We start from the raw sequence: 23,113 nt of genomic DNA, 5'->3' as shown, positions 1-23,113 counted from the left end.
GCTTTTTATGCGTCTGATATTGGCTGAGCCTTTTAAAACCCTATGGCAGGATAAAGACCCCTTTGTTGAGGTTTTAAAGCTGCAAGGCAAGGTCTACCGCGCCTTGGAAGGGCGGCGGACTTTACGTGTGGAAGTGGACGGTCAAGGTTTTTTCGTCAAAATCCACCAAGGCATTGGCTGGCGGGAAATGGGCAAAAACTGGCTCAGCGCCAAATCCCCGGTATTGGGCGCCGGGCAGGAATGGCGGGCGCTTGAGCGTTTGCAGCAATTGGGCGTACCCAGCATGCAGGCGGTCGCTTTTGGTGAAAAGGGACGCAATCCGGCAAGACAGCAGTCCTTTATCATCACCCGCGAACTCGCACCGACCATTGACCTTGAGCAGTTCTGCCAAGATTGGCGCACTGAGCCGCCTGAACCTGCTTTAAAACGCGCCCTGATCATGGAGGTGGCGCGTATCACAGCCGCCATGCACCAAGGCGGGGTGAACCACCGCGACTGCTATATCTGCCATTTTCTATTGCATCTGGATAAAGCGCCCACGGATCACCCAAGGCTTTCCTTGATTGACCTGCACCGCGCGCAAACTCGCTCAAAAGTGCCAAAACGCTGGCGTAATAAGGACTTGGCGGGACTTTATTTTTCTGCGCTGACGATTGGCTTAACGCGCCGTGATGAACTGCGCTTTTTGCAACGCTATTTTCAGCGCCCGCTACGTGAAATCTTGGCAAACGAGGCCGTGCTGTTAGCTTGGCTAAGGCGCAAAGCGCGGCGGCTACAGCAACGCTACCTGCGTAAAGAGGCGATGCTGTGAACCGCTGGACCGTTGACCCCGCGCTAGCTGAGGTCTTCCCGAGCCTTGATGCCGTCTTTGCGCTTTGTGGCGAAAAGGTTTCCGGCGATTCGCAGTCTGAAGTCCTGCGGATTAACCATCAGGGCCGCGGTTTTTATCTTAAGCGCTACTGGTGTCACGGGCCACGGCGTTGGCTGAGCAAACCCAAGGTGCAAAGCGAATGGGAAAATCTTCAGCACTTTGCGCGCTGGGGTATTGCCTGTGCGCCGTTGCTGGCTTTTGGTTTGCAGCGCCGCTGCGGCGGCTTTGTGCGCGGCGCGTTGATTACTGCGGAACTTAAAGGCTGCGAAGACCTCGCCAAACTCGCGGGCAATAACGACCCAAGGCTGAAAGACCGCGCCTTTGTTGGGCGCATCAGCGAGCAACTGGCCACTGCCACACGCGCCCTGCACGCGAATCGCTTTGCCCATAACGATTTAAAATGGCGCAATGTGCTGGTCGATGGCCTTGGTAATGTCTTTTTTATCGACTGCCCTAGCGGCCGCTTTTGGCGTTGGCCGCTGCTCGAATACCGCATTATCAAAGACTTGGCCTGCCTGGATAAGCTCGGCAAATACCACTTAAGGGCGGCGCAAAGGCTGCGCTTTTACCTGCAATACAGCGGCCAGTTGCGGCTTAACCGGCAAGATAAAAAGCGCATCCGCCGCATTTGCCGATTTTTTCAAGGACGCGAATGAAGGACTTTATCGCCCAAACCGACCTACAGGCGCTGAACGCTGCCGGACTTGCCGATTTTGAAGCGCTGTGGCGACTTGACCTTGCGTCGGTGGATGAACCCAATATCCGCCGTGGTGGCGTAAGCTCAGTTTGTTTTCTTAAAATCGGCAGTGCCCGGTATTATCTCAAGCGCCAGCAAGGCTATTTTACCCGCAGCTTGCATCATCCTTTTGGCGAGTCGCTGTGTGCGCGTGAATGGCGCAATATCCAAAAATTCCAGCGCCTTAATATTGCCGCCGTGACTTGTGCTTATTTCGGTACGCGCGACAGCGGTAAAGAACAACGTGCCATTTTATTAACGCATGCGCTGGACGGTTTTAATGACCTTTGCAGTTATCTTAAAAACTGGCAGACCTTAGCGAGCGGGCAGCGACAAGCCATTGTCTGCTGCTGCGGCGCACTTGCAAAAAATCTGCATCAAGCTCGGCAAAAACACGGCTGCCTTTACCCTAAGCATATTTTCTTGCGACAAACCCAAGACGATTGGCAAAGCTGCCTGATTGACCTGGAAAAAGCCCGCCCGCTGCTGCCTTTTCAGCGCGATCGTATCAGCGATCTCGAACCCCTGCTGCGTCGTAGCGAGCCTTGGTCGGCGGATGAGCAAAGACTGTTTCTGCGCAGCTATCTGCCCCAAGGCGAAAACCTGACGCCCTGGCTTGAGCGCTTAAGCGCCCGCAGCCAGCGAAAGCAGGCACGTTAGTGCAGCTTGCCGAACTGCCAGGCAGCGGACGTGAGCCACCGCTACCTCTGCTGATTGAGCTTGCAGATGGCGAAGTGCTGCGCGTTGAACAATGGCTGCGCGTACTGCCCGCGCAGCGCTATGTCGGTAAAGCGCTTTGGCAGGGCAAAACCGTGCTCGCCAAACTGTTTGTCGGGCGCAAATTCACCCACCATTACCAAACGGAACTTTACGGTGCACTGCTGCTTGCCGTATCAACGCAGCCCACGCCCAAGCTGCTGGCAAACGGCCAGTGTGCACAGGGTGGCTGGTTACTGTTTGACTATCTAGAGCACAGCCAAAGTCTACTTAGCCTCTGGCAGCAAGTGGCGAGCGAGCCGCTGCTCAGTCAAAGCCAGCAGCATTTGCTGGAACAAGCGCTGCACAGCATCGGCAGCTTGCACGCGCACGGGCTGTGGCAGGACGATTTACATCTGGACAACCTGCTGCAACAAGAGGGCAAAATCTGGCTGATTGACGGCGCAGGCGTTCAGGTCAAGCGTCTTGGCAAGCCCTTGTCGCTGCGGCGGGCACGGGACAATCTGGCACTGTTTTTCGCCCAGCTTGCGCCAGAGTTGGAAGACTTTATTGAGCCGCTATTACCCGCTTACCTGCGCGCGGGCGCAGGGTTAAATCTATCCTTGCCCTTATTGCTGCAAGCGATCAGGCGCTTTCGAAAGCGGCGGGTGCAGGCTTTTGTCAAAAAATGCACACGCGATTGCAGTGAATTTGCCGCGCGGCGCAGCGCACAAGGATTTTGCATTATCCGCCGTAGCGAACAATCAAAGCTGTCGCCCTTGCTGGCAACGGCTGACCAGCACATTGAAAATGGCGAGCGCTACAAACAGGAAGGTAGCGCCAGCGTTACGCGTGTGGATTGGCATGGCCGGTGGCTGGTGCTTAAACGCTACAACATCAAAAGCCTCTGGCACGCCGTTAAACGCGGCTTGCGCGAAAGCCGCGCACTGCGCAGTTGGCGGCAGGCGCATCGGCTGCTGATGTATGGGATAGCCACGCCCAAACCACTGGCGGTGATCGAACAGCGCCGCTTTGGCCTGCGTGGCCGTGCTTATCTATTGACCGAACACTGTCCGGGTGCGGATTTAATCGCCTGTTTGGCCGATTATCACGATAAGCCGCCGCCAGAGATCTACATCCAAGCCTTGGAGCAATTGCTCGCCAGCTTGATACGCGCGCAAATCAGTCACGGCGACTTAAAGGGACACAACCTGCTGTGGAATGGCGGCAAATGGCATTTGATCGACCTTGATGCCATGCAGCAGCACCGTTGCCGGTATCGCTTCGCCCGCGCCTTTGCGCGCGATCGCGAAAGGCTCTTGCGCAACTTCCCGGCAAACAGCGCGCTTTACCAATTGCTGGATAAGCGCCTGCCGCGGCTACTCCACTAATACCCGCGCGCGCAGTGCAGGCACCATAAGGGTTTCGGCAAGTTGTGCAAATGGGCTATCGAGCGCTTCGCGGCCACGGAAGGCGAGTGCATGCCAAGGGTCTTCGCGCTCGGGTTTTTGCTTGATAAAACCGTTGCCTGCCCAGATATTGTGCGCGGCTTTGTGCGCCTCGCTGCGCGGCGCTTCGGGCGGCAGGTTTTGCGCTTTTTCGGCAAAGGCAAGACTTGCCCGCGAGAAAAACGGCAGGGGCTGGCCAAGTGCTTGTCGGTAGGCAGCAAGCCAAGGCGTTAGCCCTTCTGCTGGCCGTTCGATAACGCCCAAGTGCCAGCTTTGCTGTGGGCAAAGCAGCAGGCTATTGCGGATCACTTCTGCTGGTGCGCACAGACACAAGAGTAAATGGCGCAGCCAGAAAGCGGGTAAATCCCAAGGAGCGAGTTGATCCAGTCGAAAGTCAAATAGCCCGCTGGCGCGAACATCCGCCAAATGTCCGTAAAGTTGTACGCCTTCGGCTTTAAAAGCGATACGCAGTGGCTCGATCGGGTCTTGCGGACGAAGTTCACAAAGGCGCGGGGCAAAGCGGCTGATGCGCTCTTGCAGTTGTTGCCAATGCACGTTGCCAAGTTCCCCAGCGGGTAGCAGGGTGCGGGCGAGTGGCTGCATGGCGGCCTGGCTCCAATGCTTTTCAAAGCCTGCCAAGGCCAGCGCGGCAAGTTGTTGGGCCGGTTTTCGCGTCAGTTCAAACGGTTCATCCACTTCGAGGCTGCTGTCGCTGTCTGGCAGGTCAATGCCTAAACGTCGTTGCAGAAAGAACCGCGAAGGGTTGGCAAAGCAGCGCAAAAAGTCGCCCAGTTCCACTTCAACCGTCTCCTCCTTGATGACAGGCAGCGGCGCGGCAAAGGGCGCAGGTTCTGCCCTGGCAGGCAGCGCCAGCGCTAAAGCTGCGCGAAACCAAGGGGCGGCAAAACTCTGCACACGGCCACCTTGGAAGTTGCTTGCGGCAAAGGCTTGCAGCGGATGATCAAAGTGGATAAGGGCGCGGGCGTCGCCATTATGGCTAAAGGCCGTGTGATCGACCACTTCGAGCAGTTCGCTGACCAAGACCGAGGGCGGCAGTTCGCTGTTGTCGCGCACGCTGCGACCCAGGTAGCTGATATAGAGCGCTTTGCGGGCACAGAGTAGTGCTTCTAAAAACAGATAACGGTCGTCCAGACGACGCATACGGTCGCCGCCACGAGGATGCTGCGTGATCAGGTCAAAGCCCGCCGCTGTGGTGCGCCTTGGCAGCGCGTGGTCATCCAGTCCCAGCAGGCAAATCAGGCTAAACGGAAGGCTGCGCAGCGGCACCATGCTGGCAAAGGTCAATGCGCCGTTGAGCAATGCGCGATTGGCACGGCTTTCGCTGAGTAAATCGGTGAGTTGCTGCTGGATAAGGGTGCGTTCCAGCGGGCGGGTGATACCGCTGGCGGCGGCCTGTTCGCGTAGTCTGGCGCAGGCTCCATGCAGTAGTAGCAGGTCTTCACCGGCACTGTTTTCATCAAACAGCGTATCGAGTATCTGTTGCAGGCTGTCTGCCCAATCGGCCAGCGGGCGCGGCCTTTGCAGGCTTTGCGCCAGTTTGCTTAAAAGGCTGACAAAGGCCGAAAGCTGCCCCAAAAGCTGCGCGCGACTGCCTTCGAGCACATTAAGTGGTGCCTGTTCGCCGAGCAGTGGTGGGTTTTCACCGGCTAAAGTGGGCGGCGCGGCAAAGCCAAGCAGCAGGCGATCCAGGCCTTCCTGCCAGCCTATCGCTGCATTTGCTGGCAAGCCAAGGCTTTCGCGGTGCTTGCTGTCGCGTCCCCAGCGCACGCCCGCTTCACGCAGCCAATCGCGCAGCAACGAAAAATCGGCATCATCGATGGCGGCGCGTTCGGCAATAGGCGGACACTCCAGCAGGTCAAGAATGTCTTCGGCGCTAAAGCGTGAGTCGGGCAGGGCGAACAGTTTCAGTAAGGGTTCGGCCAGCGGGTTTTCTGCGCGTGGACTGCGCCCTTCCAAGTTAAACGGGATGCCTCCTTCAGCAAACACCGCCTCAATCCAAGGTGCGTATTGCTCAATATCGGGCGTAAGGACAACCACTTGGTCGGGCGTTAGCGCCGCGTCTTCGGCAAAGCGGGCGAGCAGTTGGTCGTAGAGGATTTCCACCTCGCGCAGCGGCGAATGGGCAACGTGGATTTCCAGCGAGCGGTCGTTTTCGGCCAGCAAAAATCGCTGTGTAGCGGTGCGTGTATGCAGGCGCAGTACGTCGTTTTGCAGCGCGTGCAAGAGGCTGTCGTCTGTTAATTCATCGTCTTCGGGGTAGATGGCAAAGGCTTCGCCCTGTTCGGCCTCCAGCGTTTGCAGCAGGCTTTGGAAAAAGTCGCGCCCCTGCTTGCCAAGGCTTGCCAGCAGCGGATTGCCCAAATCCAGGTACCAGTCATCGGGCGAAACACTGTGGTCTTGCAGCAGTTGTTTTTTATCGCGCAAATCCCCCCAAAACTCACGGCAGGGTGACAGCGCACAGAGCACCACTTCGCAGTGGCGGGAAAGCCCGGCCAATACCTGTAATTGGTGCGGCGGCAGACTGCTGATGCCAAACACCAGCAGCCGTTCGGGCAAGCCTGGCAGAGGTTCATCGCTGTATAGACGGCGCAGCAGCGCATCGAGCAAGCGAGCGCGGTGCGGATGGCCGCTTTTGGTGAGTTCGCGCCACAGTTGCGCTTGCCAGGCTTCATCGGCCGCCAAGTGCAAAAGCTGCCCGCGTTCCCAAGCCGCCAGCCAGTCGTTGCGATAAAGCAGGTATTGGTCGAATACATCGGCTATTCGCGCCGACAGCGTTAGCCGTCTGCGTTCGTCACCGTCTTTCAGATAACGCGCAAGCGGCTGAATTTGAAGCAGATTGGAAGGCTTGCTCAACCAGTCATACAGCCGCCAGGTGAGATTTTCCGGGGCAAAGGCCGACTGCTCGGGCAATTCGCCCAATATTTGCCGACTGAGCCGCCAAACAAAGGCCGAAGGCAGTTCAAATTCAAGGCGCATGGCAATGCCCTGATGACGGGCAACGGCGAGTTCCAGCCAGCGGCCTATGCCTTGGCTTGGCACAACGATGGGCTGCGCGGACAGTGCATCGGTCATCGGCTGAGCCAGTAAAGTGCAGGCGAGTTCGCCCAAGCTTTCCAAGTCAGCGGCGTGGTAGAGGTTAAGCACTTGGCGAGGCTCTATCAGTAAAGCGGGCGGGCATGGTAACAAGAGGCAGGCTATGCTGCATGGCTTGCTCTTTCCCATCAATGCTTACAAACAGCAGGAGTTTTGTGATGGCAGCAGCCGAAAAGTCCCTTAAGCAGTGGCGGCAGCAATTAAGCGAAGCGCAGTTTCGTGTTTGCCGATTGGGGGAAACCGAAATGCCCGGTAGCGGCGCCTATTACCGTTGCGATAAGCCCGGGATTTATCACTGCGTTTGCTGCCAGGCACCGTTGTTTGATGCCAGCGCCAAGTACGACTCCGGCAGCGGCTGGCCGAGTTACTGGCAGCCGGTTAAGCCTGATGCTATCCGCGGCTTGGTCGATAACAGCCACGGCATGCAGCGCATTGAAGTACGCTGTGCGGGCTGTGATGCGCATTTGGGGCATGTATTTGAGGACGGCCCGCCGCCTTCGGGATTGCGTTACTGCATCAATTCCATTGCACTCAAACTGCAAGAAAATAGCGGATAAAATCGCTGCATGCCTTGGACTAAAGCGCCGCTATCCGTTAAACTGCCGCGCTTTTATCCGCCCCCTCGCTTCGCTGGGGTTTCTCTTAAGTTTCTGTCGATTACCCCAAGCATGCCCAAAGACTACAGCCGAACGCTTCGTATCGGCGACCAAATTCAGCGTGAGTTGGCGTTGATGATTCCGCGTGAAGTGAAAGACCCGCGCCTTGGCTTTGTCACCATTACCGGTGTTGAGGTGAGTCGCGACCTTGGTCATGCCAAGGTGTTTATTACGCTGATGGATGACGATGCCGACAAAATCCAGCAAAGTCTGCATATTTTGACCGATGCCAGCGGACTGTTGCGTTCCCGTCTGGGGCAGGCGATCAAGCTGCGCAGCTTGCCGCAACTGCATTTTTATTTCGATGAAAGCACCCAGCGCGGTGCGCGTTTGTCGGCGTTGATTGAGCGCGCCGTCGCCGAAGACCAGCAGCACGCCAATGACTGAACGTAAACCCGGTAGGCCGCAAGTCAAGCGCAAACGTCGGGCGGTTAACGGCATTTTATTGCTGGATAAGCCCTTGAACTTCACCTCCAGTGCTGCGCTGCAAAAAGTGCGCTGGTTGTTTGAAGCGGAAAAAGCCGGTCATACCGGTAATCTCGACCCGCTCGCAACCGGCGTATTGCCGCTGTGTTTTGGCGAGGCAACCAAGTTTTCGCAGTATCTGCTCGAAGCCGATAAAGGCTATGAAACGCTTATACAGCTGGGTGTCACCACCGCGACCGGTGATGCGGAAGGTGAAATTCTCGCGCAGCGTGAAGTGAAATTAACCCGCGCCGATTTAGAACATTTGCTGCCGGAATTTCGCGGGGAAATCAAGCAAATTCCGCCGATGTATTCGGCGCTGAAAAAAAACGGCCAGCCGCTCTATAAGCTGGCGCGGGAAGGCAAAACGGTCGAGCGCGAGCCGCGCACGGTCACTATCCATAGTCTTGAGCTGATGGATTTTGATGTTGAAAAAGCACAGGCAAGATTATCCATTCGCTGTAGCAAAGGCACTTATATCCGCACGCTGGCCGAAGATATTGGCGAGCGTTTGGGCTGCGGGGCGCATGTCGCCGAATTGGTGCGTACCAAGGCAGGACCCTTTGAGTTAGGCCAGTGTTTGGCGCTGGATCATTTAATCCAGCTGCAAGAGGAAAAAGGTGCGACGGCACTGGATGAATTACTGCTGCCGGTCGATACCGCCTTGCAGGATTTGCCCTTGGTCAAGCTTTCGACCAGCAGCGCTTTTTATTGGCTACAGGGTCAGCCGGTACGTGCGCCGAATGCGCCCAAATTTGGCCTGCTGCGTGTACAAAACGCCGAAGGTGAATTTATTGGCATTGGCGAAATCAGCGAGGACGGACGCATTGCTCCGCGCCGCTTGATTCGCTCAGCCTAAAGCGATTGCGCCAAAACCGGCGCAGTGTGGGGTTGGCTGTTGGCAGGCACGGTCAAACCCTTTTATTCCCAGCCTGTTAGAGAAGGAAACGCCGACATGGCATTAAGCGTGATTGAAAAGGCTGCAATTTTGGCCGAATACCGTCAAGCGGAAAACGACACCGGCTCGCCGGAAGTACAGGTTGCCCTATTGACCTACAACATCAATAAGTTGCAAGAGCACTTCAAGGCCAATAAAAAAGACCACCACTCCAGACGCGGGCTTATCCGCATGGTCAACCAACGCCGTAAACTGCTGGATTACCTCAAAGGTAAAGACACTGCACGTTACAGCAGTTTGATTGGCCGTTTGGGTCTGCGTCGCTAAGACCTCTCCAGGAATGCGCAGGTCCCACTCCTGCGCATTTCGCAACTTTCCCCAAGGCAAGAGAAAAGGAAGACACCGTGAAACCGGTTATCAAACAATTTACCTTCGGCTCGTCACAGGTGACGCTGGAAACCGGACGGATCGCCCGTCAGGCCAGCGGCGCGGTACTGGTCACAGTCGATAACGACATCAGCGTATTAGTGACCGTAGTCGGTGCAAAACAAGCCGAAGCGGGGCGCGATTTTTTTCCGCTGTCCGTACACTATCAAGAGAAAACCTACGCCGCCGGTAAAATCCCCGGCGGTTTTTTTAAGCGCGAAGGCCGTCCTTCGGAAAAAGAAACGCTCACCTCCAGGCTGATTGACCGCCCGATTCGTCCGTTGTTTCCAGAAGGTTTTCTGAACGAGGTGCAGGTGGTCTGCACCGTGCTTTCCACCAGCAAAAAGACCGACCCGGATATTGCCGCGATGATTGGCACCTCGGCGGCGCTGGCCATTTCCGGCATTCCCTTTAACGGACCGATTGGCGCGGCGCGTGTGGCTTATCACAGCGAATTGGGTTATCTGCTCAATCCCAGCTACGAACAACTGGCTGCATCCAGCCTCGATATGGTCGTCGCCGGTACCGAAAGCGCGGTACTGATGGTCGAATCCGAAGCCCTTGAACTGACCGAAGACCAAATGCTGGGCGGCGTACTGTTTGCCCATCAGGAATTTCAAGCGGTGATTGAAGCGGTCAAGAGCTTTGCCGCTGAGGCCGCTAAACCGGTTTGGGACTGGTCTGCGCCGGAAGAAAACCGCACACTGCGGGAGGCGGTTGAAAGTCGTTTTGCCGCGGCGATTAACGACGCCTACGGCATCATTCTTAAGCAAGAGCGTTACAACCGCCTGGATGTGCTGCGCAGCGAAGCCGTAGCCGCTTTGAGCGAATTTGATCCGGGCGCGGTAAAAGAAGCCTTCAGCCTGCTCGAATACCGCACCGTGCGCCGCAATATCGTCGAAGGCAAGCCGCGTATCGACGGACGCGACACGCGCACCGTGCGCCCGCTGTCGATTGAAGTCGGCGTGCTGCCGAAAGTCCACGGCTCGGCGCTATTTACCCGCGGCGAAACGCAAGCCTTGGTCGTGGCGACCTTGGGCACGGCACGTGACGCTCAACTGCTCGATACGCTCGAAGGCGAAAAGCGCGACAACTTTATGCTGCACTACAATTTCCCGCCCTATTCGGTCGGCGAATGCGGCCGCATGGGCGGTGCCGGACGGCGCGAAATCGGCCACGGTCGCCTTGCGCGGCGTGGCGTCGCGGCCATGTTGCCGAATGCAAACGACTTCCCCTACAGCATCCGCGTGGTGTCGGAAATCACCGAATCCAACGGTTCCAGCTCGATGGCCTCGGTCTGCGGCGCGTCGCTTGCGCTGATGGATGCCGGTGTGCCGATGAAAGCGCCGGTCGCCGGTATCGCTATGGGCTTGGTCAAAGAAGGCGAACAATTTGCCGTATTAACCGACATCCTCGGCGATGAAGACCACTTGGGCGATATGGACTTTAAAGTCGCCGGTACCGCAAACGGCGTCACCGCACTGCAAATGGACATCAAAATCCAGGGCATTACCGAGCAGATTATGGAAATCGCGCTGGAGCAGGCGCGTGAAGCTCGTCTGCACATCCTCTCGCAGATGAATCAAGTGCTGCCCGCCTCGCGCCAAGAACTGTCGGAAAACGCCCCGGCCATGCTGACGATGAAAATCGACCCGGACAAAATCCGTGACGTGATTGGCAAAGGCGGCGCGACCATCCGTGCGATTTGCGAAGAAACCAAAGCCAGCATCGACCTTGAAGACAACGGCGCGGTAAAAATCTTTGGCGAAAGCAAAGAAGCCGCCGAAGCGGCTCGCCAGCGCGTACTGGCCATTACCGCCGAAGCGGAAATTGGCAAGATCTATGTCGGACGTGTTGAGCGCATTGTCGACTTTGGTGCCTTTGTCAACATCCTGCCCGGCAAGGATGGGCTGGTGCATATCTCCATGATTAGCCATCAGCGCATCGAAAAAGTCAGCGATGTACTCAAAGAAGGTCAGGAGGTCAAAGTCGTGGTGCTCGACGTTGACAACCGTGGCCGCATCAAGCTGTCGATTAAAGATGTCGAAGCCTACGAGGCCAGCGCCGCCTAAAACCCCACTAAACCCTCGCCCACTGGTGGGAGAGGGTAATTTAGCCAGGACACTCTTGCAGCAACTATCGACTGCTCTTAGAATGTTCGCCCTTTCGGGTCATGATGACTTCAATTTCGCCCTGCCTTAGCCAAGGCAGGAAGGCATAAAGGAAAGATTTTTAATGGTAACTATTCGTCTTGCACGTGGCGGCTCGAAAAAACGCCCGTTCTACCACTTAACCGTCGCCAACAGCCGCAACGCGCGTGATGGCCGCTTTATCGAGCGCATCGGCTTTTTTAACCCGATAGCGACCGGTGGCGAGGTTCGCCTGAATGTAGACCAAGCCCGTGCCGACTACTGGCTGGGTCAAGGTGCGCAGCCGTCCGAGCGCGTCGCCAGCCTGCTCAAGGAAGCCGCCAAAACCCGTGCCGCCGCTTGATCAAGAGCTGATCGTCGTCGGCAAAGTGCTGTCCGCACACGGCGTACGCGGCGAGCTTAAGGTCTATTCCTTTACCGAACCGCCCGCCAATCTGCTGGATTATCCCAACTGGATATTGCGAGACAGTCGCAGGCACCTTGAAGTGACATTAAGCGATAGCCGTCAGCAGGGCAAAAACCTGCTGGTGTTTTTAGACGGCATTGACGACCGCGACCAAGCGCAGCAACTGGCCCATCTGGAAATCTGCGTCCGGCGTAGCGAGTTGCCAAAATTGGATGACGGTGAATATTACTGGCATCAGTTGGAAGGGCTTAAGGTTATTGAACAAAACGGCAGGCTGCTTGGCCGTATTGAACGTATGTTGTCCACCGGTGCCAATGACGTGATGCGTGTATTGCCCTGCGAAGGCAGTCTGGATCAGCGCGAACGCCTACTGCCCTACACGGATGGTTGTGTGCGGCGGGTTGACCTTGGTGCCGGTGAAATGCAGGTGGAATGGGACGCAGACTTTTGATTGATGCAAATTGAAGTCATCAGCCTGTTCCCGCAGATGATTACGGATGCGCTCGAACAGGGCATTACTGGACGGGCGCTCAAGCGCGGCTTGTTGCAGCTCAATTGCCACAATCCGCGCAGCTTTACCCAAGACGTGCATCACAAAGTCGATGACCGCCCGTTTGGCGGCGGCCCCGGCATGGTGATGATGATAAAACCGCTGGAAGACGCGCTGTTTGCCGCCAAGCAAGCGCTAAATCAAGTGGCCAAAGTGATTTACCTGTCGCCCCAGGGACGCAGATTAAACCAGGCGGCAGTCGCCGAATTGGCGCAAGAGCCGGCACTCATTCTGCTTGCCGGACGTTACGAAGGTATCGACGAGCGTTTTATTGAGATGCACGTCGATGAACAATGGTCCATCGGTGACTATGTGCTATCCGGCGGCGAGCTGCCTGCACTGGTGCTGATCGATGCAATAACCCGCCTGCTGCCCGGTGCTTTGGGGCATGCGGATTCTGCCGAGCAAGACTCGTTTACGGACGGCTTGCTTGACTATCCGCATTACACAAGACCCGAAGTCTATGCAGGCAGACGTGTTCCTGAAGTGCTGCTAAGCGGCCATCATGAACACATCCGGCGCTGGCGTTTACAGCAATCTTTAATCAGAACGCTGCAACGTCGCGCTGATCTTCTGGATAGCCGCTCGCTTTCTGGAGAAGAACAAGCGCTGCTAGCGCAATACCGCGCTCAGCAGGACGATAGACCCCGTATCGATGGTCAAGATTGACCTTAAAGGAGCACGCAACATGAGCAATATCATCGCCCAACTCGAAGCCGAGCAAATGGGCAAAGAAATCCCCGCTTTTGCCCCAGGCGACACCGTCGTCGTGCAAGTGCGCGTGAAAGAAGGCGAACGCAGCCGTCTGCAAGCCTTTGAAGGCGTCGTGATAGGCAAACGCAATCGCGGCTTAAATAGCGCCTTCACCGTGCGTAAAATCTCCAGCGGAACCGGCGTGGAGCGCACCTTCCAAAGCTATTCCCCGCTGATTGAAAGCATCCAGGTCAAGCGCCGTGGCGATGTGCGCAAAGCCAAGCTCTACTACCTGCGCGCCCTCTCCGGCAAAGCCGCCCGCATCAAAGAAAAACTGGTTTAATGCCAGCCACGGGAGCGCCGCAAGGGCGCTCCTGCCTACTTTGGGGAATGTGCAGTTTCCATCCAGTACTGGCAATAATTGGCATCAATTTCGCTAACGAAAACAGGGTAGAACCACTTGCAAATTTGAGTGATTCTGCTGCTAAAAAAATTAGCAAGTCGGCAGTAGCCAGCTATACTCTTGTACCTATTCGCGCATTTTTGCGTGATTCCCGCCTTTATTTGTTCAATCTTGATTCTGCAATGCTTGGTCGTATCCGCGATACAAGCGGGGGAGGCGAGAGACTCAAGGAGATTGGGGAATGCTAATTTTAACGCGCCGGGTTGGGGAGACCCTGATGGTCGGTGATGACATCTGCATCACCGTACTGGCAGTAAAAGGCCATCAAGTGCGACTTGGCGTTGATGCGCCTAAAAACGTTTCCGTACACCGTGAAGAAATCTACCAACGTATCCAAAAAGGACAACGGCCTCCGCCGACTGCTTGATTTCTCCTTGCCGCCCGTTAACTGAGTGGGCGGCATTGAGCTACCCTCCAATCCCCAGAAACTGCATTGGTTTTCGCTTATTGAGCGACCGATGCAGGCGTATTCGCTTGTCAAATGCCCTGTCGTCAGCCTGTGCTCGGTATTGCTGATGGAGTATTTGCCAAGCACTGATTAAGGCGGTGTCAGTGATAAGTAATCTGTCCGCAGCAGAGCAAATGAGTTGTCCGGTTTTACTGACTGCTGAGGAGCTGATCATAAAACGGACGTTTGCTACAGGAGTGTCAATCGGCGTTGTAACTGAACCTCTTATCGGCTCCCAAAAGAGCCCCTGCCTCTGGTTCCCTCTCCCTTAGCCCCTCTCCCGCTTGCAGGCGAGCAGGATTTGACCTGCCGTGCGGCACAGGGCATGCTACGAGGCTCGCTGGGGGTGCCGCCGTCTGTCTGGACGACTGGCTGAGAGAGTCCCTTTGAACCTGTTGAGATAATCCTCGCGCAGGAAAGCGACCGGCCTTGGTGCGTCTGCGCCAAGGTGCTGGCGCACCTGCCGCGTTCTTCCCTTAAGGTGCTGCCATGAAAGAAACGGTTGTCAATCAAGCGTTAAATCCCGTTCCCGCCGCTGAGCGCGTATTCGCTTGGCGCGACCACGCCGCGCTTTGGTTTAGCCTCGGCGTGGGGCTGTTGGTCATCCAGGTCGGCGCTTATCTGGTGCCAGCGGTGGGCATTCGTGAAGCTATTTTTGCCACACTGGCCGGTTCAGTGATTGGCGCAGGTTTGCTTGCCTGGGTCAGTAAAATTGCCTGTGACAGCGGCCTGTCCAGTGCCGCATTGATGCACCATAGCTATGGCCGCGGCTTTGCGCGGCTGCCGGTGCTGCTCAATATCGTGCAGCTGATCGGCTGGACCAGTTTTGAGCTGTTAATCATGCGCGAAGGTACGCTGGCGATTGCTGCGCAAGCCCTTGGAATTAACGCACAAAGTCCCATCGCGTCGATTGTGGTCGCGCTCTTTTGGGGGCTGCTACTGGCCGCACTGCTATCCGCTTCCATGCAAACCTTGGTGCGCCGTTTTGTCAGTCGATTTGGCCTGCCTTTGGTGATTATCTCGCTATTGTGGCTGACCTATCAGTTTGCCTCCCGCTTGGCAGACAGCGGTTTTGCAGCATTTTGGAACCGTACCGGGGATGGCAGCCTTGGCCTGTTCGGCGCACTGGATTTGGTGATTGCCATGCCGATTTCCTGGTTGCCGCTGGTGGCCGACTACGCCCGTCATGGTCGCAGTGGGCGCAGCGCCTTGGGCGGCGTTTGGCTGGGTTATGCCATCGCCAATATCTGGTGCTACGCGCTGGGCGTGATGATAGCCAGCAGCGGGCAGGTCGATGGTTCAGTCGTTACCGCGTTGCTGCTGGCACAAGGCGGGCTGATCGCACTGGGGCTGATTTTGCTGGACGAGCTGGATAACGCCTACGGCGACCTGTACAGCGCTGCCGTTTCTGCGCACAGCCTGCTGCCGCGCTTTAGCATCCGCCGCTTTGCCCTGCTGCTGGTGCTGGTGGGCTCGCTGTGCGCCTTGCTGCTGCCGATGCACAGTTTGGAGCCTTTCTTGCTGATGCTAAGTTCAGTATTTGTGCCGCTGTACGGCGTGATTTTAGGCAGGCAAGCCTTTGGCGCGCTCGCCCGCCCAGTGAGTGCTCGTCTGATTGAGCCGGTTCCGGCCTTGCTCTGGCTGCTGGGGATTGCCTGCTATCACGGTTTGCCGCTGCTTGACTTGGGGTTGGGTTCGGCCTTGCCGACACTGGTTGTCACCTTTACCCTGTCGTTGATCACTCGGCCAAAACAATAAGGAAAGCAAAATCATGCCCGCTGCCGTGCAGTTACTTAACGTCTCGCGCCGTTTTGGCAGCGTGCAGGCGGTCTCCAATCTGTCGATTGAGATTGCAGAGGGCGAGTTCTTCTCGTTGCTCGGCCCGTCCGGCTCCGGCAAAACCACTTGCCTGCGGCTGATTGCCGGATTTGAACAGCCAGACAGCGGCAGCATCCGCATTCACGGGGTGGAAGCGGCGGGACTTCCTCCTTATCGGCGTGATGTCAACACGGTCTTTCAGGACTACGCACTGTTTCCGCATATGAACGTGCGCGATAACGTCGCCTATGGCTTAAAAGTGCGCGGCGTGGACAAGGCCGAGCGGTACAAGCAGGCCGAAGAAGCGCTGGAAATGGTTGCCCTTGAGGGTTTTGGTGCGCGCAAACCCTCGCAGATGTCCGGCGGTCAGCGCCAGCGCGTGGCCTTGGCGCGCGCGCTGATTAACCGTCCGCGCGTGCTGCTCCTGGATGAGCCTTTGGGCGCACTGGATTTAAAACTGCGCGAGCAAATGCAGGGCGAGCTGAAAAAACTTCAGCGTCAGTTGGGCATTACTTTTGTGTTTGTCACCCACGACCAAGGCGAGGCGTTGTCCATGTCCGACCGTGTGGCCGTGTTTAACCAAGGGCGGATTGAGCAGGTGGATACGCCAAGGGCGCTCTATCAACAACCGGCTACGGCTTTTGTCGCCGAATTTGTCGGCACCAGCAACCTGCTGCGCGGGGAATTGGCGCAGCAATTGACCGGAAGAAGGGCGCCCTTTGCCATTCGACCGGAATATCTGGAACTGGCAGACAGCAGCCCGCTGCCTGATGATTATCTGCAACTGTCCGGCAGCTTGCAGGGCATCCAATACCAAGGTGCGAGCACGCGCTATGAAGTGCTGCTGCCAAGCGGGCAGGTGTTCACGGTGACGCGTGCCAGCGGGCAGGAAGGCAGCGAACCGCTGCAACTGGGGCAGCCGCTAACCTTGCGCTGGCCGCGCCGCCTGATGGTCGCGCTACGCGAGGAAGCTTCCCGATGAACGCGACTTTCGCGCCCGCCGCAGGTGGTGCGCTGCGGCGTTTATCCGATGTGCTGTACCGCCGTCCCAATCTCTACCTGCTACTGCTGCTGATACCGCCACTACTCTGGTTTGGCACGGTCTATCTCGCCTCGCTGCTCGCGCTGCTCTGGCAGGGCTTTTACAGCTACGACGATTTTTCCATGACAGTCAGCAGCACGCTGACGCTCGCCAACTTTAAAGCGCTGCTGCAAGCGGCCAATCTCGATATCATCCGCCGTACCGTGCTGATGGCGCTGGCGGTTTCCTTGGCGGCGGCGCTGATTGCCTTTCCCATTGCCTATTACATGGCGCGTTATGCCAGCGGCAGGCTCAAGGCGTTTTTCTATATCGCAGTGATGTTGCCGATGTGGGCGAGCTATATCGTTAAAGCCTACGCCTGGACGTTGCTGCTGGCTAAAGAAGGCATAAGCCTGTGGTTTATCCAAAGGCTGCACCTTGAATGGCTGCTGGACTTCCTGCTGGCGACCCCGATTGGCGGCAATACGCTGTCTACCTCGCACCTTGGGCGCTTTTTGGTCTTCGTCTATATCTGGCTGCCGTTTATGATTTTACCGATTCAGGCTTCGCTGGAACGCTTGCCGCTTTCTCTGCTGCAAGCCTCCAGCGATTTGGGTGCCCGTCCTTGGCAAACTTTCAGGCTGGTGATTTTGCCGCTGGCCGTGCCGGGCATTGCCGCCGGTTCGATTTTTACTTTTAGCTTGACGCTGGGCGATTTTATCGTGCCGCAACTGGTCGGCCCGCCCGGCTTTTTTATCGGCAATATGGTTTATGCGCAGCAAGGCACGGTCGGCAATATGCCGCTGGCGGCGGCCTTTACCTTGGTGCCGATTGTGCTGATTGCGCTGTATCTTTCCGTCGTTCGGCGACTGGGGGCTTTCGATGCACTCTGAACGTGCTTCCTTCGGGCTAAAACTCGCCGCTTGGGGCGGCTTGGTATTTTTGCATTTTCCGATTCTGATGATCTTTCTTTACGCCTTTAACGCCGAACGCAGCGGCGCGAGCTTTCCGCCCAAAGGATTAACGCTTAACTGGTTTCGCCTTGCATGGTCGCGCGAGGATGTGCGCGAGGCGATTAGCCTGTCGCTGCAAGTGGCAAGCCTCGCTACGGTGATTGCCCTGCTGCTGGGGACTTTGGCAGCGGCGGCCTTGTGGCGGCGGGATTTTTTCGGCAAGCAGAGTCTCTCGCTGCTGCTGATGCTGCCGCTCGCGCTGCCCGGCATTATCAGCGGACTGGCGCTTTTATCCGCGTTCAAACGATTAGGCATTGAGCCGGGGACTTTAACCATAGTGATAGGCCACGCGACCTTTTGTGTGGTTATCGTCTACAACAACGTGATTGCGCGTTTTCGTCGCACCAGTCATAACCTGATTGAAGCGAGCATGGACTTGGGCGCGGACGGCTGGCAGACCTTTCGCCATATCGTGCTGCCCAATCTGGCGACTGCTTTGCTGGCGGGCGGGATACTCGCCTTTGCGCTGTCCTTTGATGAAATCATCGTCACCACCTTTACCGCCGGGCACGAACGCACCCTACCGCTGTGGCTGCTTAATCAACTCGCCCGTCCGCGCGACGTGCCGATTACCAACGTGGTCGCTCTGCTGGTGATGCTGACAACCATGCTGCCGATACTCGCCGCTTGGTATTTAACCCGCGAGAAACCTAGCCAAGCCTGAGCCAATCGGCCAACACGCTCTGCGCTTGCTCGATACCTTGGCGCGCCGGTGCGGAAAAAAGCTGCACGCGGGCGTTAGGGAATTCCTGCTTAAGCTGGCTACTGACCTTAAACAGCGCGGTTTTCGCCGCACCAAAGCTGAGTTTGTCCGCCTTGGTCAAAAGCACATGCAGCGGCATATTGCAGGCACCAGACCAGTTAAGCAGCATGCGGTCAAAATCGGTCAAGGGATGGCGGATGTCCATCAGCAACACCATGCCGACCAAACTCTGCCGACCGCCGAGATAGGCTTCCAGATGTTGCTGCCAGTGCTGCTTGAGCGAAAGCGAGACCTTGGCATAGCCGTAGCCGGGCAAATCCACCAGACGGCGCTCGTCATCCAGGCGAAAAAAATTAAGCAGTCGCGTGCGTCCGGGGGTTTTCGAAGTACGCGCCAAACGGGCGTGGGTCAATACATTTAGTGCACTGGATTTGCCCGCATTGGAGCGTCCGGCGAAGGCCACCTCAAGACCGCTGTCGCTGGGGCACTCGCCAAGCTGGGTGGCGCTGGTTAAAAAACTCGCTTGTTGGCAAAGGGTTTCAATAGAAGGCATGATAAAAGTCAAAATTAAGTGTGCGACGGGTGGTCACAGTCGGCATAAGTGTTTCGCGTAAGCTGCGCGAGTATATAATGCGCCTCTTTGTTGTGCGCCCTTATCGTTATGAAATGGGCGAAGTGCCGGGGATTATCGGACAGCCGCAGGCGGCTTGATAACTGATAGCACGGCAGATTGTTTGACCGCAGATTGGATGAACTGATGAATAAACTACTTCTGGGTCTTTTGCTGATGGGATTTACCGGTATCGTACATGCTGCCGGTGATGCCGCCGCCGGACAGGGCAAGGTCGCCGTTTGTGGCGCCTGTCACGGGCCAGACGGCAACAGCCCGGCACCGAACTTCCCGAAGCTCGCCGGACAAGGCGAGCGCTACCTGTTTAAACAGTTGCAGGACATCAAATCCGGCAGTCGCCCGGTACTGGAGATGACCGGTCAACTGGATAACTTTAACGAGCAGGATTTAGCCGACATCGCCGCTTGGTTTGCCAGTCAGAAAATGACCGTAGGCGCAGCCGATGCTGAACTGGTCGCACGTGGTGAAAGCCTGTTTCGCGGTGGCAAACTGGCCGAAGGCATGCCCGCCTGCACCGGCTGCCATTCCCCGCAAGGCACTGGCAACAGCGCAGCGGGCTTTCCGCATTTGGGTGGCCAGCACGCACAGTACACCGCCAAGCAGTTGACCGATTTTCGTGAAGGCGAGCGCGTCAACGATGGCGATGCGATGATTATGCGCAGCATTGCCGCCAAGCTGTCCAACAAGGACATTGCCGCTATTTCCAGCTATATCCAGGGCTTGCACTAAATCTGTTTAATCGGTCAAGGAATAAAGACTATGCGTAAACTGTTAACCGCCCTTATGGCAACCCTTGGCCTTCTGTCGGGCGGCTTGGTGGCGGCCGAGACGCCTGCGCAATACACTGAGCTTGCAACTCCGGTAGCCACCAGGGATCCCGGCAAAATCGAAGTGGTTGAGCTATTTTGGTACGGCTGCGGCCATTGCTATCAGTTTGAGCCTTATATCAACGAGTGGTCGAAAACGCTGCCGGAAGACGTCAACCTGGTGCGCCTGCCCGCACTGTTTGGCCGCTTGTGGGATGTCCACGGACAGCTTTTTTTCGCCCTCGAAGCGCTAAAAGCACCGCACGAAGTGCATGAGGCGATCTTCAATGCCATTCACCAAGAAGGCAAAATGCTGGCAACGCCGAATGAAATGGCCGCCTTCCTCGCCCCCTTGGGTATCGATAAAGAGAGCTTCCTTAAGGCGTACAACTCCTTTGGCGTAAAAACGCAGATGGAAAAAGCCAAAAAACAGTTGATGGGCTACCAAGTCACTGGCGTGCCGACTCTGGTCGTGGGTGGTAAATACGTCTTTGGCGTAGGCCAGGCCGGTGGTGCTGAAGCCGCTCTGCAACTGGCCGATAAGCTGATAGAACAGGAGCGCTCAGCAAGCAAAGCCGCCGACTAACCCAGCAAAACCCGCAAAGGGTGCTCCGATGAGCCGTTTGCAAAATACCGCCCTCTCGGTACTCGACCTCGCGCCGGTGCGGGTGGACGGCACAGTCGCTGAAGCACTGCAGCATTCCTTGCAACTGGCACAACTTGCTGAAAAATTAGGCTTTAAGCGCTTTTGGGTCGCCGAACATCACAATATGGACGGCATTGCCAGCGCGGCGACTGCCGTATTGATTGGTTATCTGGCGGCAGGCACACAAAGCATCCGCCTTGGTGCAGGCGGCGTGATGCTGCCCAATCACTCCCCCTTGGTGATTGCCGAACAATTCGGCACGCTCGAATCGCTCTACCCCGGACGAATCGACCTTGGCCTTGGCCGCGCACCGGGGACTGACCCGTTCACCGCCTATGCGCTGCGCCGCGAGCGCCTTGGCAGCAGTGACGACTTCCCTGTCGAAGTCGAAGAACTGCAAGCCTATTTTGCCCCACGCCGCGAGGGACAGCAGGTGATTGCCGTACCCGGCCACGGCACCGGCGTGCCGCTGTGGATTTTGGGTTCCAGCCTGTTTGGTGCGCGGCTCGCCGCCGCCAAGGGCCTGCCTTTTGCTTTTGCTTCCCACTTTGCTCCACGCCTGTTGTTTGAGGCGATTGATACTTATCGCCGTGGTTTTCAGCCTTCGCCTGTCTTAAGCAAACCTTACTTGATGATTGCCGCGCCGCTACTGGTTGCAGACAGCGACGAACAGGCTGAGCATCTGGCGACCTCCGCCTACCAGCGCGTGCTCGCCTTGGTGCGTGAACAAAGTCTGCGCATACGAGCGCCACTCGCGAGCCTGGATAAGCTTGATTGGCAACCCTGGGAACGCCAAGCGGTCTTTGAGCATTTGGGGCTTGCCCTGATTGGCGGCGCAGAAAAAGTGGAGGCGCAGCTGGAGGCACTGCTTGAGCGAACGCAGGCCGATGAACTGATAGTGACTTGCGATTTTTATGCCTTGGCTGACCGTTTGCGTGCGCTGCAAATTTTGGCAGATTTAAAAAATCAAGACGCTTAATAACTTGCAGCTTTAACGCTTGCCAAGTACCCTTGCCTGCGGAAAGTCGGTCGGACAGTCGCTGCCGTCTTCTTGCAAGAAAAGTTGTCTGCAAGTCACGGGGGAGGAAAGTCCGGGCTCCACAGGGCAAAGTGCCAGGTAACGCCTGGGAGGCGCGAGCCTACGGAAAGTGCCACAGAAAACAACCGCCTAAGTCTTGCACGCAAGGCCGGTAAGGGTGAAAAGGTGCGGTAAGAGCGCACCGCGCGGCTGGTAACAGTCCGCGGCAAGGCAAACCCCACTCGGAGCAAGACCAAATAGGGTTCCTAAGCGCGGCCCGCGTTGGAACCGGGTAGGTTGCTTGAGGCGATTTGTGAAAATCGTCCCAGATGAATGACTGTCCACGACAGAACCCGGCTTACAGACCGACTTTCCTCCTTACTTTTCTGCTGGATGTGCTTTTGCATCCGCACCCGTCTTCAACAAAAATCCTTGTATTTTTTACATTTTTTGTAAATTTTTTTTTTCTGCTGTCCGTTTGCTTGCCTGGATTTATTATAACTAGTTGATTTTAATGGTTATTATTTGATTATTGATTACTGAAAAATAATGCAGCCTTCTATAGCCTTTGTCTTTAATCGGGGGATAAAATGGGTCAAATTGGGTAGTAGTGGGTCAGTTGAAGCAAGCGGCTTCTCTTTAACGACTTAAAGCAGTCGCTTGGAAAACAGGGTAAGGATGTGCTTCGCGGACAGTTTGAAGTCACGATTGACGATAAAGGCCGCTTGGTTATGCCAAGTCGCTGCTTGCCTGCCTTTGCCCTAAAGCACGATGAGCAAGCCGCAAAGGCTCTCCAAGAGACTGACCAAGAGACCGAAGAGCTATCTGAAGCAAAAGGCGAAGAAGGCAAGGATCTCAAAGGACGGCTGGTTATCGCGCCGGATGTGAACTCAAGCAAACGTCTGCTGGTGTATCCACTGGATAAGTGGGAAGCGGTTGAGCGCGATTGGGAAGAACGCGCCGGACAAGATGAAGATAGTGAATATATAGAAACGCTCTTGGGATTGGTCACTGTTGTGGATTTGGATGCCAAGGGGCGCTTTGCACTGCCTGGATACTTGCTTGAATGCATCGGCTTGAAGTTAAAAGAGTTATCAAAAAACAAATTTTGTTTGATTGGCAAGAAAAACAAGCTGGAGCTGTGGCAAAAAGAACTGTGGGATGAAGAGTATCAACGGGCTAATGCGGCTTTAAAGGAAAAGCAAGAACTTGCCAGAAAGGTTAAAGAAGTCGAACAAGCCAAGGAAAGGGCAAGAAACCAGGCCGCCTTCGATGCGGTCGAAGAAGCGATGAAAGAGCTTATGGAAGAGGCTAAAGCAGGTAAAGAAGCGATGAAAAATGAGATCAAACAAGCCCTCTTGTCTGGAGTGGCTGGACAAAAAAACAAGTCTTGGGACGAGTTAGTCAAAGGATTGCATAGCTTCAAGATGTGAAGTG

The 23,113-nt window shown here is 56.2% G+C and carries 24 protein-coding genes and 1 other RNA gene; 23 read left to right on the top strand and 2 right to left on the bottom strand.

Annotated elements, in window-relative coordinates; translation table 11 throughout:
• Window positions 1-7 precede the first annotated feature (7 nt).
• The 4 genes from rfaP to AXE65_RS06250 are packed head-to-tail and all read left to right on the top strand — an operon-like array spanning window position 8 to window position 3,694.
• Entirely contained in the window at window positions 8-811 is an 804-nt protein-coding gene (gene rfaP, locus AXE65_RS06265) for a lipopolysaccharide core heptose(I) kinase RfaP (RefSeq protein WP_068389616.1), read from the top strand.
• Window positions 808-1,527 (top strand): lipopolysaccharide kinase InaA family protein, encoded by a 720-nt coding sequence (locus AXE65_RS06260; protein WP_068389613.1) that lies wholly within the window; start codon window positions 808-810, stop codon window positions 1,525-1,527. Before rfaP ends, AXE65_RS06260 begins: the two co-directional genes overlap by 4 nt.
• Window positions 1,524-2,267, top strand: coding sequence for a lipopolysaccharide kinase InaA family protein (locus AXE65_RS06255; protein ID WP_068389610.1), 744 nt, complete (start codon window positions 1,524-1,526; stop codon window positions 2,265-2,267). The genes AXE65_RS06260 and AXE65_RS06255 overlap by 4 nt, the downstream gene beginning before the upstream one ends.
• Window positions 2,267-3,694 (top strand): lipopolysaccharide kinase InaA family protein, encoded by a 1,428-nt coding sequence (locus tag AXE65_RS06250; protein WP_068389607.1) that lies wholly within the window; start codon window positions 2,267-2,269, stop codon window positions 3,692-3,694. The genes AXE65_RS06255 and AXE65_RS06250 overlap by 1 nt, the downstream gene beginning before the upstream one ends.
• Here the strand turns inward: AXE65_RS06250 and recC are convergent.
• A complete protein-coding gene (gene recC / locus AXE65_RS06245; RefSeq protein ID WP_068389604.1) occupies window positions 3,683-6,916 on the bottom strand; it encodes an exodeoxyribonuclease V subunit gamma in 3,234 nt (1,077 codons plus the stop codon). The genes AXE65_RS06250 and recC overlap by 12 nt on opposite strands.
• A 107-nt stretch (window positions 6,917-7,023) precedes the next feature.
• Between recC and msrB the strand changes: the two genes are divergently transcribed.
• The 14 genes from msrB to AXE65_RS06170 all read left to right on the top strand — a co-directional run bounded on the left by msrB (window position 7,024) and on the right by AXE65_RS06170 (window position 18,536).
• Window positions 7,024-7,422, top strand: a complete 399-nt coding sequence (gene msrB / locus AXE65_RS06240) for a peptide-methionine (R)-S-oxide reductase MsrB (RefSeq protein ID WP_068389601.1) — start codon at window positions 7,024-7,026, stop codon at window positions 7,420-7,422.
• A gap of 111 nt (window positions 7,423-7,533) precedes the next feature.
• Complete coding sequence (gene rbfA, locus AXE65_RS06235) at window positions 7,534-7,908, top strand: 30S ribosome-binding factor RbfA (RefSeq protein WP_068389679.1); 375 nt, start codon at window positions 7,534-7,536, stop codon at window positions 7,906-7,908.
• Window positions 7,901-8,845, top strand: coding sequence for a tRNA pseudouridine(55) synthase TruB (gene truB, locus AXE65_RS06230; RefSeq protein ID WP_068389599.1), 945 nt, complete (start codon window positions 7,901-7,903; stop codon window positions 8,843-8,845). Before rbfA ends, truB begins: the two co-directional genes overlap by 8 nt.
• A gap of 96 nt (window positions 8,846-8,941) precedes the next feature.
• Complete coding sequence (gene rpsO / locus AXE65_RS06225) at window positions 8,942-9,211, top strand: 30S ribosomal protein S15 (RefSeq protein ID WP_068389597.1); 270 nt, start codon at window positions 8,942-8,944, stop codon at window positions 9,209-9,211.
• 77 nt (window positions 9,212-9,288) lie between these two features.
• Window positions 9,289-11,382 (top strand): polyribonucleotide nucleotidyltransferase, encoded by a 2,094-nt coding sequence (gene pnp, locus AXE65_RS06220; RefSeq protein WP_068389594.1) that lies wholly within the window; start codon window positions 9,289-9,291, stop codon window positions 11,380-11,382.
• Between the two features lie 163 nt (window positions 11,383-11,545).
• Window positions 11,546-11,803, top strand: a complete 258-nt coding sequence (rpsP, locus tag AXE65_RS06215) for a 30S ribosomal protein S16 (RefSeq protein WP_068389591.1) — start codon at window positions 11,546-11,548, stop codon at window positions 11,801-11,803.
• The gene (rimM, locus tag AXE65_RS06210; RefSeq protein WP_068389588.1) at window positions 11,790-12,317 is read left to right on the top strand and encodes a ribosome maturation factor RimM; all 528 of its coding nucleotides are present in this window, start codon (window positions 11,790-11,792) and stop codon (window positions 12,315-12,317) included. Before rpsP ends, rimM begins: the two co-directional genes overlap by 14 nt.
• A 3-nt stretch (window positions 12,318-12,320) precedes the next feature.
• Window positions 12,321-13,085: a tRNA (guanosine(37)-N1)-methyltransferase TrmD gene (gene trmD, locus AXE65_RS06205; RefSeq protein ID WP_068389585.1), complete on the top strand. Its 765-nt coding sequence runs from the start codon at window positions 12,321-12,323 to the stop codon at window positions 13,083-13,085.
• 19 nt (window positions 13,086-13,104) lie between these two features.
• Complete coding sequence (rplS, locus tag AXE65_RS06200) at window positions 13,105-13,452, top strand: 50S ribosomal protein L19 (RefSeq protein WP_068389582.1); 348 nt, start codon at window positions 13,105-13,107, stop codon at window positions 13,450-13,452.
• Window positions 13,453-13,753: 301 nt separating this feature from the next.
• A complete protein-coding gene (gene csrA / locus AXE65_RS06190) occupies window positions 13,754-13,939 on the top strand; it encodes a carbon storage regulator CsrA (RefSeq protein ID WP_068389576.1) in 186 nt (61 codons plus the stop codon).
• A 570-nt stretch (window positions 13,940-14,509) separates the two neighbouring features.
• Window positions 14,510-15,778 carry a purine-cytosine permease family protein gene (locus tag AXE65_RS06185; protein WP_068389573.1) on the top strand — a complete coding sequence of 423 codons (1,269 nt, stop codon included), beginning with the start codon at window positions 14,510-14,512 and terminating at the stop codon, window positions 15,776-15,778.
• Between the two features lie 13 nt (window positions 15,779-15,791).
• Complete coding sequence (locus AXE65_RS06180; protein WP_068389570.1) at window positions 15,792-16,820, top strand: ABC transporter ATP-binding protein; 1,029 nt, start codon at window positions 15,792-15,794, stop codon at window positions 16,818-16,820.
• Complete coding sequence (locus tag AXE65_RS06175) at window positions 16,817-17,752, top strand: ABC transporter permease (protein WP_068389567.1); 936 nt, start codon at window positions 16,817-16,819, stop codon at window positions 17,750-17,752. The genes AXE65_RS06180 and AXE65_RS06175 overlap by 4 nt, the downstream gene beginning before the upstream one ends.
• Window positions 17,742-18,536 (top strand): ABC transporter permease, encoded by a 795-nt coding sequence (locus AXE65_RS06170; RefSeq protein WP_068389564.1) that lies wholly within the window; start codon window positions 17,742-17,744, stop codon window positions 18,534-18,536. Before AXE65_RS06175 ends, AXE65_RS06170 begins: the two co-directional genes overlap by 11 nt.
• Here AXE65_RS06170 and yihA read toward each other — a convergent pair.
• Window positions 18,523-19,140, bottom strand: coding sequence for a ribosome biogenesis GTP-binding protein YihA/YsxC (yihA, locus tag AXE65_RS06165; RefSeq protein ID WP_193393236.1), 618 nt, complete (start codon window positions 19,138-19,140; stop codon window positions 18,523-18,525). The two genes, AXE65_RS06170 and yihA, sit on opposite strands and share 14 nt — an antisense overlap.
• 192 nt (window positions 19,141-19,332) lie before the next feature.
• Between yihA and AXE65_RS06160 the strand changes: the two genes are divergently transcribed.
• The 5 genes from AXE65_RS06160 (at window position 19,333) to AXE65_RS06140 (ending at window position 23,109) form a co-directional block, all read left to right on the top strand.
• Window positions 19,333-19,935: a c-type cytochrome gene (locus AXE65_RS06160; protein ID WP_068389673.1), complete on the top strand. Its 603-nt coding sequence runs from the start codon at window positions 19,333-19,335 to the stop codon at window positions 19,933-19,935.
• A gap of 54 nt (window positions 19,936-19,989) precedes the next feature.
• On the top strand, window positions 19,990-20,598 hold the full coding sequence (locus tag AXE65_RS06155) for a thiol:disulfide interchange protein DsbA/DsbL (protein WP_439144673.1): 609 nt from the start codon (window positions 19,990-19,992) through the stop codon (window positions 20,596-20,598).
• A 28-nt stretch (window positions 20,599-20,626) separates the two neighbouring features.
• Window positions 20,627-21,637, top strand: a complete 1,011-nt coding sequence (locus AXE65_RS06150; RefSeq protein ID WP_068389558.1) for an LLM class flavin-dependent oxidoreductase — start codon at window positions 20,627-20,629, stop codon at window positions 21,635-21,637.
• A gap of 42 nt (window positions 21,638-21,679) precedes the next feature.
• Window positions 21,680-22,053: RNase P RNA component class A (rnpB, locus tag AXE65_RS06145), an RNA gene on the top strand.
• Between the two features lie 303 nt (window positions 22,054-22,356).
• Window positions 22,357-23,109, top strand: coding sequence for a division/cell wall cluster transcriptional repressor MraZ (locus AXE65_RS06140; protein WP_068389555.1), 753 nt, complete (start codon window positions 22,357-22,359; stop codon window positions 23,107-23,109).
• Window positions 23,110-23,113 lie beyond the last annotated feature (4 nt).

It is taken from the genome of Ventosimonas gracilis (assembly GCF_001580025.1).
GTDB classification, from domain to species: domain Bacteria; phylum Pseudomonadota; class Gammaproteobacteria; order Pseudomonadales; family Pseudomonadaceae; genus Ventosimonas; species Ventosimonas gracilis.
This window is presented reverse-complemented; position numbering and strand designations above follow the sequence as displayed.

Bases quoted from the DNA above. Each gene is read 5' to 3' on its own strand.
- rfaP (WP_068389616.1), top strand. From the start codon at position 8: ATGCGTCTGATATTGGCTGAGCCTTTTAAAACCCTATGGCAGGATAAA.
- AXE65_RS06255 (WP_068389610.1), top strand. From the start codon at position 1,524: ATGAAGGACTTTATCGCCCAAACCGACCTACAGGCGCTGAACGCTGCC.
- msrB (WP_068389601.1), top strand. From the start codon at position 7,024: ATGGCAGCAGCCGAAAAGTCCCTTAAGCAGTGGCGGCAGCAATTAAGC.
- rbfA (WP_068389679.1), top strand. From the start codon at position 7,534: ATGCCCAAAGACTACAGCCGAACGCTTCGTATCGGCGACCAAATTCAG.
- truB (WP_068389599.1), top strand. From the start codon at position 7,901: ATGACTGAACGTAAACCCGGTAGGCCGCAAGTCAAGCGCAAACGTCGG.
- rpsO (WP_068389597.1), top strand. From the start codon at position 8,942: ATGGCATTAAGCGTGATTGAAAAGGCTGCAATTTTGGCCGAATACCGT.
- rpsP (WP_068389591.1), top strand. From the start codon at position 11,546: ATGGTAACTATTCGTCTTGCACGTGGCGGCTCGAAAAAACGCCCGTTC.
- trmD (WP_068389585.1), top strand. From the start codon at position 12,321: ATGCAAATTGAAGTCATCAGCCTGTTCCCGCAGATGATTACGGATGCG.
- rplS (WP_068389582.1), top strand. From the start codon at position 13,105: ATGAGCAATATCATCGCCCAACTCGAAGCCGAGCAAATGGGCAAAGAA.
- csrA (WP_068389576.1), top strand. From the start codon at position 13,754: ATGCTAATTTTAACGCGCCGGGTTGGGGAGACCCTGATGGTCGGTGAT.
- AXE65_RS06185 (WP_068389573.1), top strand. From the start codon at position 14,510: ATGAAAGAAACGGTTGTCAATCAAGCGTTAAATCCCGTTCCCGCCGCT.
- AXE65_RS06180 (WP_068389570.1), top strand. From the start codon at position 15,792: ATGCCCGCTGCCGTGCAGTTACTTAACGTCTCGCGCCGTTTTGGCAGC.
- AXE65_RS06175 (WP_068389567.1), top strand. From the start codon at position 16,817: ATGAACGCGACTTTCGCGCCCGCCGCAGGTGGTGCGCTGCGGCGTTTA.
- AXE65_RS06170 (WP_068389564.1), top strand. From the start codon at position 17,742: ATGCACTCTGAACGTGCTTCCTTCGGGCTAAAACTCGCCGCTTGGGGC.
- AXE65_RS06160 (WP_068389673.1), top strand. From the start codon at position 19,333: ATGAATAAACTACTTCTGGGTCTTTTGCTGATGGGATTTACCGGTATC.
- AXE65_RS06155 (WP_439144673.1), top strand. From the start codon at position 19,990: ATGGCAACCCTTGGCCTTCTGTCGGGCGGCTTGGTGGCGGCCGAGACG.
- AXE65_RS06150 (WP_068389558.1), top strand. From the start codon at position 20,627: ATGAGCCGTTTGCAAAATACCGCCCTCTCGGTACTCGACCTCGCGCCG.